This window comes from Dactylosporangium sp. NPDC050688, from assembly GCF_040654515.1.
In the GTDB taxonomy this organism is placed as follows: Bacteria; Actinomycetota; Actinomycetes; order Mycobacteriales; family Micromonosporaceae; genus Dactylosporangium.
This window is the reverse complement of sequence record NZ_JBFAIC010000048.1, coordinates 1-14,179: the sequence shown is the minus strand read 5'-3', so window position 1 is coordinate 14,179 and position 14,179 is coordinate 1. Positions and strand designations below refer to the sequence as shown.

Below are 14,179 nucleotides of genomic sequence, written 5' to 3'. Positions count from 1 at the left end.
TCCTGGTAATAGGGTCGCCGCCATGGCGCTCTTCGACCTGCCCCTCGCCGAGCTGCGGCAGCACCGCTGCGCGACGCCCGAGCCCGCCGACTTCGACGCGTTCTGGGCCGCGACCCTCGACGAGGCGCGCGAGCTGGCCGCGCCGGCCGTGCTGACCCCGGCCGACACCGGCCTGCGGGCGGTCGGCACGACCGACGTGACGTTCACCGGGTTCGCCGGCCAGCCGGTCAAGGCGTGGCTCAACCGCCCGGCCGGCGCCGAAGGGCCGCTTCCCGTCGTCGTGGAATTCGTCGGGTACGGCGGGGGCCGCGGCTTCCCTCACGACTGGCTGCTCTGGTCGGCGGCCGGGTACGCCCACCTCGTGATGGACACCCGCGGCCAGGGCGGCGGCTGGCGGGCCGGCGACACCCCGGACCCGGACGGCTCGGGGCCGCAGTCGCCGGGCTTCCTGACCCGCGGCGTGCTCGACCCGCGGACCTACTACTACCGCCGCCTGATCACCGACGCGGTGCGGGCCGTGGAGACCGCCCGGGCGCTGCCGTTCGCGTCGCAGGTCCTGGTCAGCGGCATCAGCCAGGGCGGCGGCCTGGCCCTCGCCGCGGCCGGCCTGACCACGGTCGACGGCGTCGTGGCGGGCGTGCCGTTCCTGTGCGACATCCGCCGCGCGGTGACGATCACCGACCGGACGCCGTACGCCGAGTTCGCCGCCTTCTGCCGGCTCGACCCGGACCGGGCCGCCCGCGCCCTGGCCACCGTGGACTACGTGGACGGGGCGCACTTCGCCACCCGCATCACCGCCCCGGCGCTGGTGTCGGCCGCCCTGATGGACCTGACGTGCCCGCCGTCGACGGTGTTCGCGGCGTACAACGCGCTGCAGGGCCCGAAGGAGCTGGAGCTGTACGAGTGGGACGGCCACGACGGCGGCCAGGGCCACTTCTCCGCACGGTCGGTCGCGTTCGCCAACGCCCTGCTCGGACGGTGAGCGCCGGCCTGCCGGGACGGTGCGCGCAGATCGCTGCGGGCGGTGCGCGCCGGCTGGCCGGTCAGGCCACGCGCAGGGACTGGCCGAGGGTCGCCACGACGTCGCCGCGGTGCAGTTGCCGGCCGCGGCGGGTGTCGACCTCGCCGTTGACGGTCACCTCGCCGTAGGCGATGAGGTCCTTGCCCTCGCCGCCGGTCTCCAGCACGCCGGCGAGCTTCAGGAACTGGCCGAGGCGGATCATGTCGCCCCGGATCTGGACGTCTTTCATCGGGCATGCTCCAGCAGCGTCAGCATCTCGGGCAGGTTGAAGAAGCGGGCCGTGTCCAGCGCCGACGGGCCGCCCGCGGCGGGGTCCGCGCCGGCCGCCAGCAGCGCCCGCACCGACGCCTCCGACCGGCGGAAGACGGCCGCGGCGAGCGCGGTCTGACCCCGGTCGTTGGCCCGGTCGGCGTCCGCGCCGCGGGCCAGCAGCGCCTCCACCACCGGCGGGTGGTTGTGGTATGCGGCCAGGATCAGCAGCGTGTCGCCCTTGTCGTTGGTCAGGTTCACCGGCAGGCCGGCGTCCACGCTGGCCGCGAGCTCGCCGGCGGCGCCCGCGCGGGCCAGGTCGAACATGCGGTGCGCGAAGTCGAGGACGTCGGCGTCGATCGGTTCACTCACGCCAGCAGCGTAGCTGTCGGGCAGCCGACCGCCGGGCGCCGAACCCGATCCCGCCGCCCGACGTGTCACCTGGCAACGCTGCGAACAAGGAGACCCGAACATGCGCAAGATCGTGCTGACCATCGCGGTGGCCGCGGCCGCCCTGTCGCTGAGCGCCTGCGACTCGATCGACCTGACCAAGCAGGGCCAGGCCACGGAGGCACCCGCCGCGGCCGCCGCCGAGCAGACCAGCGCCGCCGAGCCGCCGGCCGCCGCGACCGTCGCCGGGGTGAAGGTCCGCGAGGACGCCACGCTCGGCAAGGTGGTGACCGACTGCCGGTGCGGGGCATCCCGGGCTGGTGGACGGTGCTGGACATCTCCTTCGGCGTGTTCGGCATCGTGCCGTTGCTGGTCGTCTGGCGGCTGATCAAGCGCCTGGAGCGGGAGGAGGCCCCGGGAGCTCGGCCGGACGACAACCAGCTTGCTCCCGAAAAAGCGTTGCCGAGCCTCGGCGGCCGTGGCTAGGTTGGTCGTACACGGGAAAGGAGGTGGTCCAACGTTGTGTAGCAATGGGACTCGTGAGGTGACTGTCCGCTAGCCGCCGTCCTCTGGACTCGCATTTCGTGCGGCCGCCCGGATGGCGGCACGGCGAATACGAGACAGTTTCCCAGCCCCCGAGGCTTTCCGGTGTCAGTCCAGCCGGCCCGCGCGCAGCCAGCGCAGGAACCTCGGGGGCTGTTCCATATCCTGATGCACATGATCTCCGCCGATCGTCTGCGCGGCCACGTCGCCGCGCTTGTCGCGCACGGGCCGCGCTGCGGCGACCTGCCCGGCGTGCCCGCCGCGCTGCGGTACATCACCGACGAGCTCAGCGGGCTCGGCCTGGTGGTGCGGGTCGAGCGGTACGGCAGTGAGCTGCACGACGTGAACCTCGTCGCCGAGATCGAGGGCGGCACGTCCGACGACGCCGTCGAGCTGGTGGCGCACTGGGACACCGTCGAGGGCACCCCTGGCGCCGACGACAACGCCAGCGGCGTGGCCGGCGTCCTGGAGGCCGCCCGGGCGCTGCGCGATCTGGACCTGCCGGCCCGCACCATCCGCTTCTGCCTGTTCGGCGGTGAGGAGGACGGGTTCCGGGGCAGCACCGCCCACGTCCGGCAGATCACCCCCGACACCGAGTCGATCGTGTTCGAGATGATCGGGCGGACGTCCCCGACGCAGTCGGCGCCGTCGTTCCTGCTGGACCCGCCGACGGTCGGCGACTTCATCGCGCTGATCGCCAACCCGGAGTCCGCCGGGCTCGCCGACGCGTTCGCATCCGCCGCCGCGCCGCACCTGCCGACGTTTCCGCTGGTCATGCCGACCGAGGCGATGGAGGTCGTGCTCCGCAGCGACCACGTGCCGTACTGGTCGACCGGCCGGAAGTCGCTGCTGGTCACCGACACCGCCGAGTTCCGCGTCCCGGAGTACCACGAGGCCACCGACACCCTGGACCGGCTCGACCTGGACTTCGCGGCGAAGGTGACCGCGGCCGCGGTCCGGACCGTCACCCGCCTGGCCGGCTGAACGCCGGGACGTCGTGATCTATATCACTGACGTCCAGGAACGACGGTGACGCACGGGCCGGAGGCGTCGGAGCGCGTGTGACAGCATCCCCTCGTGAGCCCGACGCCCATCCGGCTGCTGATCGCCGATGACCAGGCGCTCGTCCGCGGTGCCCTGGCCGCGCTGCTCGACCTGGAGCCGGACCTGACGGTCGTGGCCGAGGTCGGGCGCGGTGACGAGGTCGTCGCGGCGGCCCGCGAGCACCGGCCCGACGTGGCCCTGCTCGACGTCGAGATGCCCGGCGTCGACGGCATCACCGCGGCCGCCACGCTGCGCAAGGCGATGCCCGGCTGCAAGGTCCTGATGGTGACCACGTTCGGGCGGCCGGGGTACCTGCGGCGGGCGATGGCGGCCGGGGCGTCCGGCTTCGTGGTCAAGGACACCCCGGCGCGGCAGCTCGCCGACGCGGTGCGCCGCGTGGCCGCTGGGCTGCGGGTGGTGGACCCGACCCTGGCCGCGGAGACCCTCGCCAGCGGCGACAGCCCGCTGACCCCGCGGGAGGCCGACGTGCTGCGCGCGGCCCGGGAGGGCGGCACGGCCGCCGACGTCGCCGGGCAGCTCGGCCTGTCGGAGGGCACGGTGCGTAACCATCTATCGTCGGCGATCGGCAAGACCGGCGCGCGGACCCGCGCGGAAGCAGTACGGCTCGCCGATGAGAACGGTTGGTTGTAAGGGGCAACCAGTAGGGTGTGTGCATGACGGCACTTCTGGCGAGCGGTCGCGAGGCGGACGTCTACGCGCTCGACGAGCGGCGCGTGCTGCGGCGCTACCGGGCCGGCGGCGACGTGACCGCGGAGGCCGCCGTCATGCGGTATGTCGCCGACCACGGCTATCCGGTCCCCCGGGTCTACGAGGCGACCGGCGCCGACCTGATCCTGGAGCGGCTCGACGGGCCGACCATGCTGCAGGCCCTCGCCGACGGCTCGCTCGACCTCCGCGACGGCGGGACCGTCCTGGCGGACCTGCTGGAGCGGCTGCACAAGGTGCGGGTGCGCGCCGCGAAGGACCCCGGCACCAGGATCCTGCACCTCGACCTGCACCCGGAGAACGTGGTGATGACCGAGGGCGGCCCGGTCGTCATCGACTGGCGTAACAGCATCGAGGGCCCGCCGGAGCTCGATGTGGCGATGAGCGCCCTGATCGTCGCCCAGGTCGCGATCGAGCCGGGGCACGTGTTCGCCGAGCAGGCCGAGGTGTTTCTCGACGTGCTGCTGTCCTGCACCCGGGACAACCCGCTGTCCCAGCTGGAGGCCGCGGTGCGCCGCCGGGCCGCCGACCCCGCGCTGACCCCGGCGGAGCAGTCGCACCTGCACGAGGCGGCGATGCTCGTCACCACGATCTGCCGCGCCCACCACTGAGGCGGCGCGACCGCGCCCACCACTGAGGCGGCGCGACCGCGCCCACCACTGAAGCGGCGCGATACCGCGCGGCCGGGTGAGAAGCCCGCACCCGCATGGGCGCGGAGACTCACTCCCGGCAGGCGACGCCCCAGGCCCCGCCCGGGCGGCACGCTTTCAGCCATGGAGGAACTCTTCGTCCGGCAGGTCGACATCGGCGTGGCCGAGATGGACGTCGCGGTCGGCGACCAGTTGAGCACCACCCGCGTCGTGGTGGAGCACGCCACCGCCACCGACGGCCGAGGCGGCCCCGAACGGCAGTTGCTGCTCGTGTACGGCGCCGAGGAGACCCCCGCGGTCGCCGAAGCCCTGCTCCGCGCCGCCGAAACAGCGACCACACCCTGAGCGGAGAAAGAGCAGCAGAGACCGGCACCACACGTATATTGTTGAGCGCTCAACTACTTGCTACATTCGAAAGCATGACATCGCTGCCCGAGCTTGACCGACACCTCGCCACCGCGATCCCGGCCAGCCGGGATCAGCGCACCTGGACGCCCGACGACGGCGCCCTGCCCAGCATCTACCTCAGCCACGGCGCCCCGCCGCTGCTGGAGGACGGCCCGTGGATGCGGGAACTGTTCGACTGGGCCGCCGGCCTGCCCAAGCCGAAGGCCGTCCTCATCGTCAGTGCCCACTGGGAGTCCGCGCCGCTGAGCGTCTCCAGCTCGGCGGCCGGCACCCCGCTGGTCTACGACTTCGGCGGCTTCGCCCCGCACTTCTACCGATTGCAGTACGCCACCCCTGACGCGTCCGTCCTCGCCCGGCGGGTCGCCGCCGCGATGCCGGACTCTGAGCCCGTGCACGAGCACCGCAGCCGCGGCCTCGACCACGGCGCCTGGGTGCCGCTGATGGTGATGTACCCGCTCGGCGACGTCCCCGTGCTGCAGCTGAGCCTGCCCACCCATGACCCGGACCGCCTGCTGGAGCTCGGCCGCCGGCTGCGCCCGCTGCGCGAGGAGGGCGTGCTGGTGATCGGCTCGGGGTTCATGACGCACGGCCTGCCGTTCCTGCGCCGCGAGCACTGGCTCGGCGCCGGCGGCCCGCCCGGCTGGTCCACCGACTTCGACGCCTGGGCCGCCGAGGCCCTCGCCAAGGGCGACGTGGACACCTTGTCCAGGTACGCGAGCCAGGCGCCGGGCATGCCGTTCGCGCACCCGACGGCCGAGCACTACACGCCGCTGTTCGTCACGCTCGGTGCCGCCGACCGGCCCGACGCGCCCACGACCTCGGTGATCGACGGCTACTTCATGGGCCTGTCGAAACGGTCGGTGCAGGCGGACGCTACCGTCTAGCCCGTGGCCTACTTGATCTCCGTCAACGCCGGCACCCCGACCCCGACCGAGCATTCCAGCATGCCCATGACGGGCATCGACAAGCGACCCGTCGAGGGGCCGGTCCTCGTGCTGGTGCCCGGCCCGCAGGGCACCGCGCCGACCGGGATCGCCGGCGACGTGGTGTGCGACGTGCGGGTGCACGGCGGCCCGGACAAGGCGGTCTACGCGTACGCGCGGGAGAACCTCGACCGGTGGGCCACCGAGCTCGGCCGGGAGCTGTCCGGCGGGGTCTTCGGGGAGAACCTGACCACGTCGGGGCTGGACGTCACGGGCGCCCGGATCGGTGAACGCTGGCGCATCGGTGGTGAGGTGCTGCTGGAGGTGGCGTCGCCGCGGATCCCGTGCCGCACGTTCGCCGCCTGGCTCGGCGAGGCCGGCTGGATGCGCCGCTTCACGGAGCGGGCGGAGCCCGGCGCCTACCTGCGCGTGCTGCGCCCCGGCTCGATCCGGGCCGGCGACCCGATCGAGGTGGTGCACAGCCCCGCGCACGACGTGACGATCGGGGTGGCGTTCCGGGCGCTGACGGCCGAGCCGGAGCTGCTGCCGCTGCTGCTGCCCGTGGACGAGCTGCCCGAGCGCACCAAGGAGAAGGTGCGGGCCAGGCTCAGCCAGTAGGCAGGACCAGGGCGTACGCCCGCGGGAAGCCCATCCGGGGGATCCGCTGCTGCTGGATCTCCTCGATCGTGACCTCGCGGACCTGCCCGGATCCCGGCTCGAAGCAGCGCAGCACGGTCTCCTGCGGGTGCGCGGTGATCAGTACCCAGTGCCGCGGCACGCCCTTGCCGACGAGCATCGCGACCGGCCACCCGGTGTCGACCGCGGCGCAGACGTCGGCGAGGCGGTCCCGGCGGCCGCGGAAGAGCCGCCAGCCGTACCGGGTGCCGAGCTCCGCGGCGTGCGCCGTGATCGTCGCCGCGACGCCCCATGGGGTGGTGCCGAGCTTGCGCGGCCAGATCCGGTTCGCGGCGGCGTGGATGCGGTGCTGCTCGGCACCGTAGTCGGCGACGGCATCGGCGTACACGGGATCCAGCAGTGCCGACGCCACCATGGCGACGGTGGGTCCACAGGTGAACCCGTCGGTCTGCCGGACCCCGGTCCGCAGTTCCGCGGCGGTGAAATCGACACCCCAGGCAAGCATGCCCAGAGACTAGACCGCCCCGGTCAGACAGCGCGAGCGACGGCGATCTTCGTCCCCGAGCGCTGCCCCGCCTCGTAGAACATGTACTGGACACCGCCGTCGGTGCCGAACGACGGCGCGGCGGAGCGGTTGTTGTCGGGCGCGCCGGACAGCGCGGCGTGGAAAACGCCGAGGTGGATCTCCTTGTCGAAGTTGTTGCCGACCTCGGTGAGGAACATGTCCCCGGAGCTGCCGTGGTAGACGACGTAGGTGGTGTTGTTGCGGTACAGCAGGTGCGGGCCGCTCAGGTCGCTCTGCCCGTCGGCCGCGGGCGAGACGAGCGGGTTGGGGTCGAACTGCCAGGACTTGCCGTCGTTGGACCAGCCCCAGAAGATCCGCCGGCCGTTCTTGAGCCCCATGAAGACCATGACGTATTTGTTGCCGAGCGCGGCGATGCGGTGCTCGAACACCCTCGCGTACGTGGCCTCGCTGGTGCCGGGCACCATCGCGGTGGTCAGCACGGTGCCGTAGTAGGTGAAGTGGATGCCGTCGCTGGAGATGGCGAGGCGGGTGGTGGTGTTCTCGCCGTGGTAGTACATGAAGAACTGCCGGGTGCTGGCGTTCCACAGCACGTGCGGCGACGAGACGTGGCTGACGGAGTAGTAGGGCGACCAGGTGCGGCTGATGATCGGGTTCGCCGGGTACTCAGTGAACGGGCCGGACAGCGAGTTGCCGTAGGCGAGGCAGATCCCGCCGGGCGCGTCGTGGGGCGCGTAGTAGAGGTAGTAGCGGCCGCGGGCCCCGCTGATCTTGTCGTACATGCCGCGGATGCAGGGGAAGATGAGTTCCCCGGTGGGGTTGTAGGCCAGGCTGGCGGGCAGCGGCTGACCGAGGTACGCGTAGGTGGGGAATCCCGCGGGGGCGGCGGCGAACGCGGGCTGCGCAGCGATGTTGGGGATGGCGAGTGCGCCGGCCACACCGGCGGCACCGGCCAGCACCTGGCGGCGGGTTACAGGTGACATGTGACCGAGTCTCGGAAACCCGCCCGCGGAGCACAAGAGGGTAATACGTATTACTTACGAGAGCCCTCAACCGCACCCGGCGTGCTGCCGATAACCAACCCGTGGAGACGTGGGTCGCCAGGCAGCTGTGGCTCGCCTGGTTGCTGATCGGTGGCCTGTGCGCGGCCGCCTGTCCGCTGCTGCCCGAGGGCACCTACGTCGCCGAGGTCGGCTTCGAGCTCATCGGCCTCACCGCGGCCACGATGGTGCTGGTCGGCGTGCGGCGCAACCGCCCGCCGCGGCGGGCGCTGTGGTACTGGTTCACCGGCGGCGTCGGCATGCTGGTCCTCGGCGACGTCACCTGGGCCGTCCACCAGTACGTGCTGCACCGCACCCCGTTCCCCTCGCTCGCCGACGTGTTCTACCTCGGCGCGTACCCGCTGCTCGCGGCCGGCCTGTGGCTGCTGATGCGCCGGCACGGCCGGGACGTCGCCGGGCTGATCGACGCGTGCATCGCCGCCGCCGGCACCGGCCTGCTGTTCTGGGTGTTCGTGATGCGGCCGGTCGCCGAGGCCGCCGACGTGCCGTTCCTGGCGCGGCTGTGCTCGCTGGCGTACCCGTCGGCGGACGTGCTGCTGCTGGTGCTGCTGGCCCGGCTGCTCGCCGGGCGGGCCGCGAGGACCGCCAGCTTCTGGCTGCTCGCGGCCGGCCTGTCGCTGATGTTCATCACCGACGTGGCGTACTCGCTGGTGTCGACGCACGACATCCTCGCCGGTGGGTTCCTGGTCTTCGGGTGGCTGCTGTCGTACGTGTGCCTCGGCGCCGCCGCACTGCACCCGTCGATGCGGGGCTTGGACGAGCCGACCGACGGGCTGGAGACGGCGCTGTCCAAGCGCCGGCTGACGGTGCTGGCGGTCAGCTCGCTCATCGCGCCGGCGCTGCTGTTGCAGCAGGGCGCGGCGGGCGGCGACATCGACTGGCTCGCCATCGGGCTGGTCGCGGTGGTGGTGTTCTCGCTGGTACTGGTCCGCATCGCCGGGCTGGTCGGCAAGGTGCAGGACCAGGCGGACCAGCTCAGCGAACTGGTCATGCGCGACGACCTGACGGGCCTGCCGAACCGCCGCTACCTGGAGGAGCTGATCCGCGACGAGCTGGCCGCCGGCACCGTGCCGCCGCAGGTCGCGTTCATCGACCTCGACGACTTCAAGCGGATCAACGACGGGCTCGGCCACGCCGTCGGCGACCAGCTGCTCACCGCCGTCGGCAAGCGGCTGCGCGGGGTACTGCGCCCCGGCGACGTCGTGGCCCGCCTCGGCGGCGACGAGTTCGCCGTCCTCATGCCCGCCGCCAGCGCCCCGGCCGCCGACGCGATGGTCGCCGAGCTGGCCGCCGCGCTGCAGGAGCCGGTGTTCGCCGGCGACCAGCACCTGCTCGTGCAGGCGAGCATCGGCGTCACCGACGCGGCCGGCACCCGCGACCCGTTCGAGGTGCTGCGCCGCGCCGACGTGGCGATGTACGCCGCGAAGGAGGACAAGGCCCGCCAGCAGCGCTTCAGACCCGAGCTCGACGAGCGCGCCTCGGCGCACGCCCAGCTCGGCGCCCAGCTGCGCGAGGCCCTCGACCAGGGGCAGTTCCAGCTGGTGTACCAGCCGATCGTGGCGCTGCCGCACGGCCAGATCGTGGGTGTCGAGGCGCTCATCCGCTGGCACCACCCGGCGCTGGGCTTCATGAGCCCGGCCGACTTCATCCCCGTCGCCGAGCAGAACGGGCAGATCGTCGAGCTCGGCGCCTGGATCCTGCTCGAGGCGTGCTCCCAGGGCGCGACCTGGCTGGCCGCCCTCGGCGACGCCGCGCCCGGCAAGGTCTCGGTCAACGTCTCGGCCCGGCAGCTCGCCGAGCCCGACTTCCCCGAGGTGGTCGCCGCGGTCCTGGCCGCGACGGGGTTCCCGGCGGAGCGCCTGGCGATCGAGGTGACGGAGACCGCGGTCTTCGGCGGCGGCCGGGCGATCGAGGCCCTCGACGCCGTGCACGGGCTCGGCGTGCGGATCGCGCTGGACGACTTCGGCACCGGCCACTCGTCGCTGGGGCTGCTGCAGACCTGCCCCGTCGACATCCTCAAGGTCGACAAGTCGTTCGTCGACGACATCACGATGGCGGGGCGGCACTCGGTGATCGCGACCGCGCTCATCAACGTCAGCGACGGGCTGAACCTCGACGCGATCGCCGAGGGCGTGGAGACCGCCGAGCAGGCGCAGGAGCTCTACCGCCTCGGCTACCGCTTCGCACAGGGGTACCACTTCGGCCGCCCGGTCGCCCAGCCCTCCTTCGCCCTGGCCTCGGCCGCGGCGGCGTAGCTACGCGGCCGTGCGCTGCTGGCGCGGCAGGGACCGCGCGGCCGTGGCCGGCAGCACCACGCAGCTGCGGCAGCGCGCCTCATAGGTGTACGTGCCGTCGTCGGGCAGCGCGGTCGACAGCGCCAGCTCGCGCAGCATCGGCTCGCCGTGCTCGAGGACCTGCGTGTAGACGGCGCTGAACCCGCGGCACACGTCGCACACCGCCCGCCGGTAGGTCACCGACGCCGGGCCCAGCTCCAGCAGCGCCCGCACCGGCGCGAACAGCTCGCCGCGGTGGTCCAGGTCGATGCCGGCGGCGACGACCCTGGTGCCCCGCTCCAGCAGGGTCCGCACGACCGCCATGTCGGCCATCGCGAACATGTGCACCTCGTCGATGCCGACCACGTCCACGTCGTCGTCGAGCGCGGCGGCGAGGGAGCTCGCCTTCACCGTCGCGAGCGCGGCGCCGCTGCGCGACACGACCCCCGCGTCGCGGACGTGCCGGGCACTCTGGAACACCTTGTGCCGCACGTCGGTGAACTGCAACGGCGACAGCAGGCTCACCAGCTCGAGGGACTTGCCACTCTTCATCGGCCCGAGGATGACGGTCAGATCCACGGCGGTCAGGCTACCGCGTCGACCGGCGCCACTCGCACACGTGTCCGATCTGTGGCGCGACCGACGACGCGCGGCTGGCGGTGCGCGGCCGACGACGCGCGGCTGGCGGCACGCCGCCGACGGGGCCGGCCGGAGCGGCGGGGCGCGGGTTCAGGCGCCGGTGAGGGCCAGGTCCTCGCCGGCGCGGATGCCGGGGCCGGCGAGCGTGGTCAGGTGGCCGTCGGCGTCGGCGTGCACGACGCGGGTGCTCGCGTGGTACCGGATGCTCAGGTTCTCCGCGAAGTGCCGCCCGTTGAGCAGCCCACCGGCCGCCATCACGGTGCCGATGTCCAGCGCCCAGTACCGGTGACCCTGGTGCCCGTCGCGGTAGTGCACGGCGACCTCGCCGGACAGGTACGCGTCGTAGACGATCCGCACGCCGAGGTTCATGCCGAGCGAGACCACCTCGTCGCCGGGGCGCCCCGGCGGCAGGTCGACGCTCGCGGACTCGACCGTGCCGGTGCCCCACGCATGGCTGTAGTCCAGGGCGCCACCGCCGGCCGGGAACGTGATCGAGTACCGGACCGGCGCGGTCGGGCTGACCCCGCCCGCCGGCGACCACAGGTGGGTCGCGGTGGACATGAGCCGGGCGCCGTCCCCGGCCAGCGGGAGGCTGACCGGCATCGAGCCGACCCCGGTGACGGAGGCGCTCTGCACGACCAGGGTCGTGGTGACCGGGCACCAGTCGTGCGAGCGGTGCAGGAACCCGTCGAGCTGCGCCAGGTCCGGCGCGGCGCCCAGGCACGCCGCGACCGCCTCGGTCAGCGCCTCGCCGGACAGGCCGAACAGCTCGGTCTCGTCCCCGGTCACCGGATGATGGTCGGTGCCGGCCGCGTTGACGCTGGACGAGGCGTAGCAGAGCCCCGCGATGATCGACAGCTCGATGCCCATGACCGGCCCCCTGGGTCGTAACGCCACCGTTACGAAGCGTCCCACCCGTTTCGGGGGCACTGGCCGGGAATGCTAAAACCGCACCGAAGACGGGGTCAGCGACTGCAGCCGCGGCGCCGCGCGCACCTGCTGGGTCGCCTGCAGACTGGCGCTGAACGCCTCGTCGTCCAAGCTCCGCTTGGAGGACGCCGCCAGGTCCGCCGCGGCGGCTGCCTCCCGCTCGAGGGTCGAGGCCTGCTGGTACGCGCGGAACAGCCGGTCCCGGACGATCCTGCGCAGCCGCAGCTGCTGGGCGAACGGATGCTCGGCCGGGTCCCAGCCGTTGCGGTGCATGAGGGCGTCGGCCAGGTGCGCCGCGGAGATCTCCCCCTGCTGGTGCGCGGCGTTGACCATCCGGACCAGGTGCTGCCGGCGGGTCGCCGGGTCGTCCTCGGTCAGCGGGAACGCGTTGGCCAGCTCCAGCCGCCGCACCGCCTGCTCGGCCTCCTCGTACGCCCGCCACGCCGCCTCCCGCGTGCGCTGCGCCGCCTCCCACTCCTCACGCCGCCGCGCCGCCACCACCGAGGTGCGGGACGCGGCGACGGCCAGCTCGTCGCTGTACCGCTGCAGCTCACGCAACTCGGCCTCGCGCTGCTCGATCGCGAGCTGGCGCTCCCTGACCGCCTCCGGGTCCCGGACGGCCTTGCGCAGCCGGGCCCACCACGACGGCCCGGGCGCCGCGTCCTGGCGCTTGGAGAGCAACGAGAGGATGGCGAACGTGATCACGACTGCGGCGAGCAGCGCGGCCCAGATGGCCAGCGCCTCCCGCATCCCGTGGGCAAGGTCCTGCGCGGCGGCGTCCATGAGTGCACCTCGAGGGGGGATCGAGCGGCAAGAGGGGGTCTGCGTCTCAGGCCGAGGTGCGGGGTGGCGCGCGGCCGGCAGCCACCCCCATTGTGACACCGTCAAGAACAACAACAACAGCGGCCACGGTACGACCAGTGCCCGCACCGACCCGGGGATACCCCGGCTCGACCCAGAGCCCCGCCGCCACGTCCACGACCCCCCGGCGCGCGACCACCGGCGCCGCAGCCCTCACCGCCACCACGGCCGCCGCGGCGACGGGCCCCGCCGGACGGTCCACAGTGGACGGCGGCAGCGCCGGAGTGAAGCCGGCACCCAGGATCAGCGCACACAGGGCAACCGCCAGCCGTCGCACGCCACGCCGCAGACGGCTGACCGGCGTAACGACGTACATGACTCAAACATGCCCCTTCAAGGTGCAGGCCGCAACCGGGGGTGACCCGGCCCACTGCCCCGCCGCTACGCGCAGGCGGCCCGGAACGCCTCGATCGCCGCATTCAGCGGAGCCTTGTCCGGCTTGGACATGGCATCGACGTACTTGTCCGCGATCGCCCCCATGGCGTCGGCCACCTGCTTCGCCGCCCCGGCCACCGGCCCGCCGCCAGCCTCGGTGATGTGCGAGTAGATGACGGCCGCCCCGGCGGAGTACGCGGCACTGACCGCGTGATGCCCGGCGGGCGGGCCGATCGCCTCGGCCTCGGCGACCTTGGGCAGGATCGCCTTGATGTCGCCGTCGACGGCGGCACAGACCGCTTTGGCGTCGCCACTCTTGCCGGTCGCCTGGCCGCCCTTGTCGGTCGCCTGGCCGCCTGACGCCGTCGTCGTCGCCCCGGAGGCGCTGCTTCCGGCCTCCTGCTCGCACCCGGCCACCCCACCGAGCAGCACCACCACCGCGAACACCTGCAACACAGTCGCCCGCACAGCCATATTCACCCCCGTTCGTGTCTCGGTCCGCGGGACCGTACCAACTCCCCCCGCCGCCCGCTGACCCGTTTCCAGCCGCCGTCACACAGCCGGCCAGGACGTCCTCGGCCCTTGACAGCTGAGACTCCTCCGGCCTTCTCGAAAGCCGACCGGCCCAGCACCGGACCGACGGTCACCGACCTCATCCGGACGCCCCGCCAAGCGTGGCGGCCATTGCCCGCCTGCAGCGCGGCGTGGCGCGGCGGAACGTGTCGACGCCATCCGCGCCGAGATGGCGGAAGCCGATCGCGTCTACGCTGAGAGCCCCGCCCCAGTGCGCAAGGCCGCCGATCTCCCCCAAGCCGACCTCCCCAAGGCCATAGGCGTCGCACAGTCAGAGATCAGCCGCATCGAGAGCCGCCCCGACATGCTGCTGTCCACGCTTGCCAGCTACCTCGCCGCAGCCGGCGATCGGCC

19 protein-coding genes are annotated in these 14,179 nt (G+C 72.9%); 10 read left to right on the top strand and 9 right to left on the bottom strand.

Translation table 11 applies throughout. The annotated features are described in order from the left end of the window. Positions 1–22: 22 nt before the first annotated feature. Positions 23–982 (top strand): acetylxylan esterase, encoded by a 960-nt coding sequence (locus tag AB0H83_RS34520; RefSeq protein WP_360102471.1) that lies wholly within the window; start codon positions 23–25, stop codon positions 980–982. A 61-nt stretch (positions 983–1,043) separates the two neighbouring features. Here the strand turns inward: AB0H83_RS34520 and AB0H83_RS34515 are convergent, their stop codons facing one another. Continuing rightward, entirely contained in the window at positions 1,044–1,250 is a 207-nt protein-coding gene (locus tag AB0H83_RS34515) for an RNA-binding S4 domain-containing protein (protein ID WP_360102469.1), read from the bottom strand. Further along, positions 1,247–1,642 carry an ankyrin repeat domain-containing protein gene (locus AB0H83_RS34510; protein WP_360102467.1) on the bottom strand — a complete coding sequence of 132 codons (396 nt, stop codon included), beginning with the start codon at positions 1,640–1,642 and terminating at the stop codon, positions 1,247–1,249. Before AB0H83_RS34510 ends, AB0H83_RS34515 begins: the two co-directional genes overlap by 4 nt. A 100-nt stretch (positions 1,643–1,742) precedes the next feature. On the opposite strand from AB0H83_RS34510, the gene AB0H83_RS34505 reads away from it, so the two are divergent. From AB0H83_RS34505 to AB0H83_RS34475, 7 genes are all read left to right on the top strand, one after another. Next, a complete protein-coding gene (locus tag AB0H83_RS34505; protein WP_360102465.1) occupies positions 1,743–2,048 on the top strand; it encodes a hypothetical protein in 306 nt (101 codons plus the stop codon). A 329-nt stretch (positions 2,049–2,377) separates the two neighbouring features. Then, on the top strand, positions 2,378–3,187 hold the full coding sequence (locus AB0H83_RS34500; protein ID WP_360102463.1) for a M20/M25/M40 family metallo-hydrolase: 810 nt from the start codon (positions 2,378–2,380) through the stop codon (positions 3,185–3,187). 93 nt (positions 3,188–3,280) lie between these two features. Then, the gene (locus tag AB0H83_RS34495) at positions 3,281–3,898 is read left to right on the top strand and encodes a response regulator transcription factor (RefSeq protein WP_360102461.1); all 618 of its coding nucleotides are present in this window, start codon (positions 3,281–3,283) and stop codon (positions 3,896–3,898) included. Between the two features lie 23 nt (positions 3,899–3,921). Beyond that, a complete protein-coding gene (locus AB0H83_RS34490; RefSeq protein ID WP_360102459.1) occupies positions 3,922–4,584 on the top strand; it encodes a phosphotransferase in 663 nt (220 codons plus the stop codon). A gap of 162 nt (positions 4,585–4,746) precedes the next feature. After that, positions 4,747–4,968, top strand: a complete 222-nt coding sequence (locus AB0H83_RS34485; protein ID WP_360102457.1) for a hypothetical protein — start codon at positions 4,747–4,749, stop codon at positions 4,966–4,968. 74 nt (positions 4,969–5,042) lie between these two features. Then, positions 5,043–5,915 carry a class III extradiol ring-cleavage dioxygenase gene (locus tag AB0H83_RS34480; RefSeq protein ID WP_360102455.1) on the top strand — a complete coding sequence of 291 codons (873 nt, stop codon included), beginning with the start codon at positions 5,043–5,045 and terminating at the stop codon, positions 5,913–5,915. Positions 5,916–5,918: 3 nt separating this feature from the next. After that, a complete protein-coding gene (locus AB0H83_RS34475; RefSeq protein WP_360102453.1) occupies positions 5,919–6,572 on the top strand; it encodes an MOSC domain-containing protein in 654 nt (217 codons plus the stop codon). Here AB0H83_RS34475 and AB0H83_RS34470 read toward each other — a convergent pair. Continuing rightward, on the bottom strand, positions 6,562–7,095 hold the full coding sequence (locus tag AB0H83_RS34470; RefSeq protein WP_360102451.1) for a hypothetical protein: 534 nt from the start codon (positions 7,093–7,095) through the stop codon (positions 6,562–6,564). The genes AB0H83_RS34475 and AB0H83_RS34470 overlap by 11 nt on opposite strands. A 23-nt stretch (positions 7,096–7,118) precedes the next feature. Continuing rightward, a complete protein-coding gene (locus AB0H83_RS34465) occupies positions 7,119–8,096 on the bottom strand; it encodes a hypothetical protein (protein WP_360102449.1) in 978 nt (325 codons plus the stop codon). A 101-nt stretch (positions 8,097–8,197) separates the two neighbouring features. Between AB0H83_RS34465 and AB0H83_RS34460 the strand changes: the two genes are divergently transcribed. Continuing rightward, entirely contained in the window at positions 8,198–10,429 is a 2,232-nt protein-coding gene (locus AB0H83_RS34460) for a bifunctional diguanylate cyclase/phosphodiesterase (RefSeq protein WP_360102447.1), read from the top strand. Here AB0H83_RS34460 and AB0H83_RS34455 read toward each other — a convergent pair whose 3' ends face one another. The 5 genes from AB0H83_RS34455 to AB0H83_RS34435 all read right to left on the bottom strand — a co-directional run bounded on the left by AB0H83_RS34455 (position 10,430) and on the right by AB0H83_RS34435 (position 13,720). After that, a complete protein-coding gene (locus AB0H83_RS34455; RefSeq protein ID WP_360102445.1) occupies positions 10,430–11,026 on the bottom strand; it encodes a thymidine kinase in 597 nt (198 codons plus the stop codon). 150 nt (positions 11,027–11,176) lie between these two features. Then, a complete protein-coding gene (locus AB0H83_RS34450) occupies positions 11,177–11,956 on the bottom strand; it encodes a hypothetical protein (RefSeq protein WP_360102443.1) in 780 nt (259 codons plus the stop codon). Positions 11,957–12,028: 72 nt separating this feature from the next. After that, positions 12,029–12,799 carry a hypothetical protein gene (locus AB0H83_RS34445; RefSeq protein WP_360102441.1) on the bottom strand — a complete coding sequence of 257 codons (771 nt, stop codon included), beginning with the start codon at positions 12,797–12,799 and terminating at the stop codon, positions 12,029–12,031. A gap of 46 nt (positions 12,800–12,845) precedes the next feature. Further along, positions 12,846–13,193, bottom strand: coding sequence for a hypothetical protein (locus tag AB0H83_RS34440; RefSeq protein ID WP_360102439.1), 348 nt, complete (start codon positions 13,191–13,193; stop codon positions 12,846–12,848). Between the two features lie 65 nt (positions 13,194–13,258). After that, positions 13,259–13,720: a hypothetical protein gene (locus tag AB0H83_RS34435; RefSeq protein ID WP_360102437.1), complete on the bottom strand. Its 462-nt coding sequence runs from the start codon at positions 13,718–13,720 to the stop codon at positions 13,259–13,261. 274 nt (positions 13,721–13,994) lie between these two features. On the opposite strand from AB0H83_RS34435, the gene AB0H83_RS34430 reads away from it, so the two are divergent. Beyond that, the coding region (locus AB0H83_RS34430; protein ID WP_360102435.1) for a helix-turn-helix transcriptional regulator at positions 13,995–14,179 on the top strand (185 nt) is incomplete at its 3' end.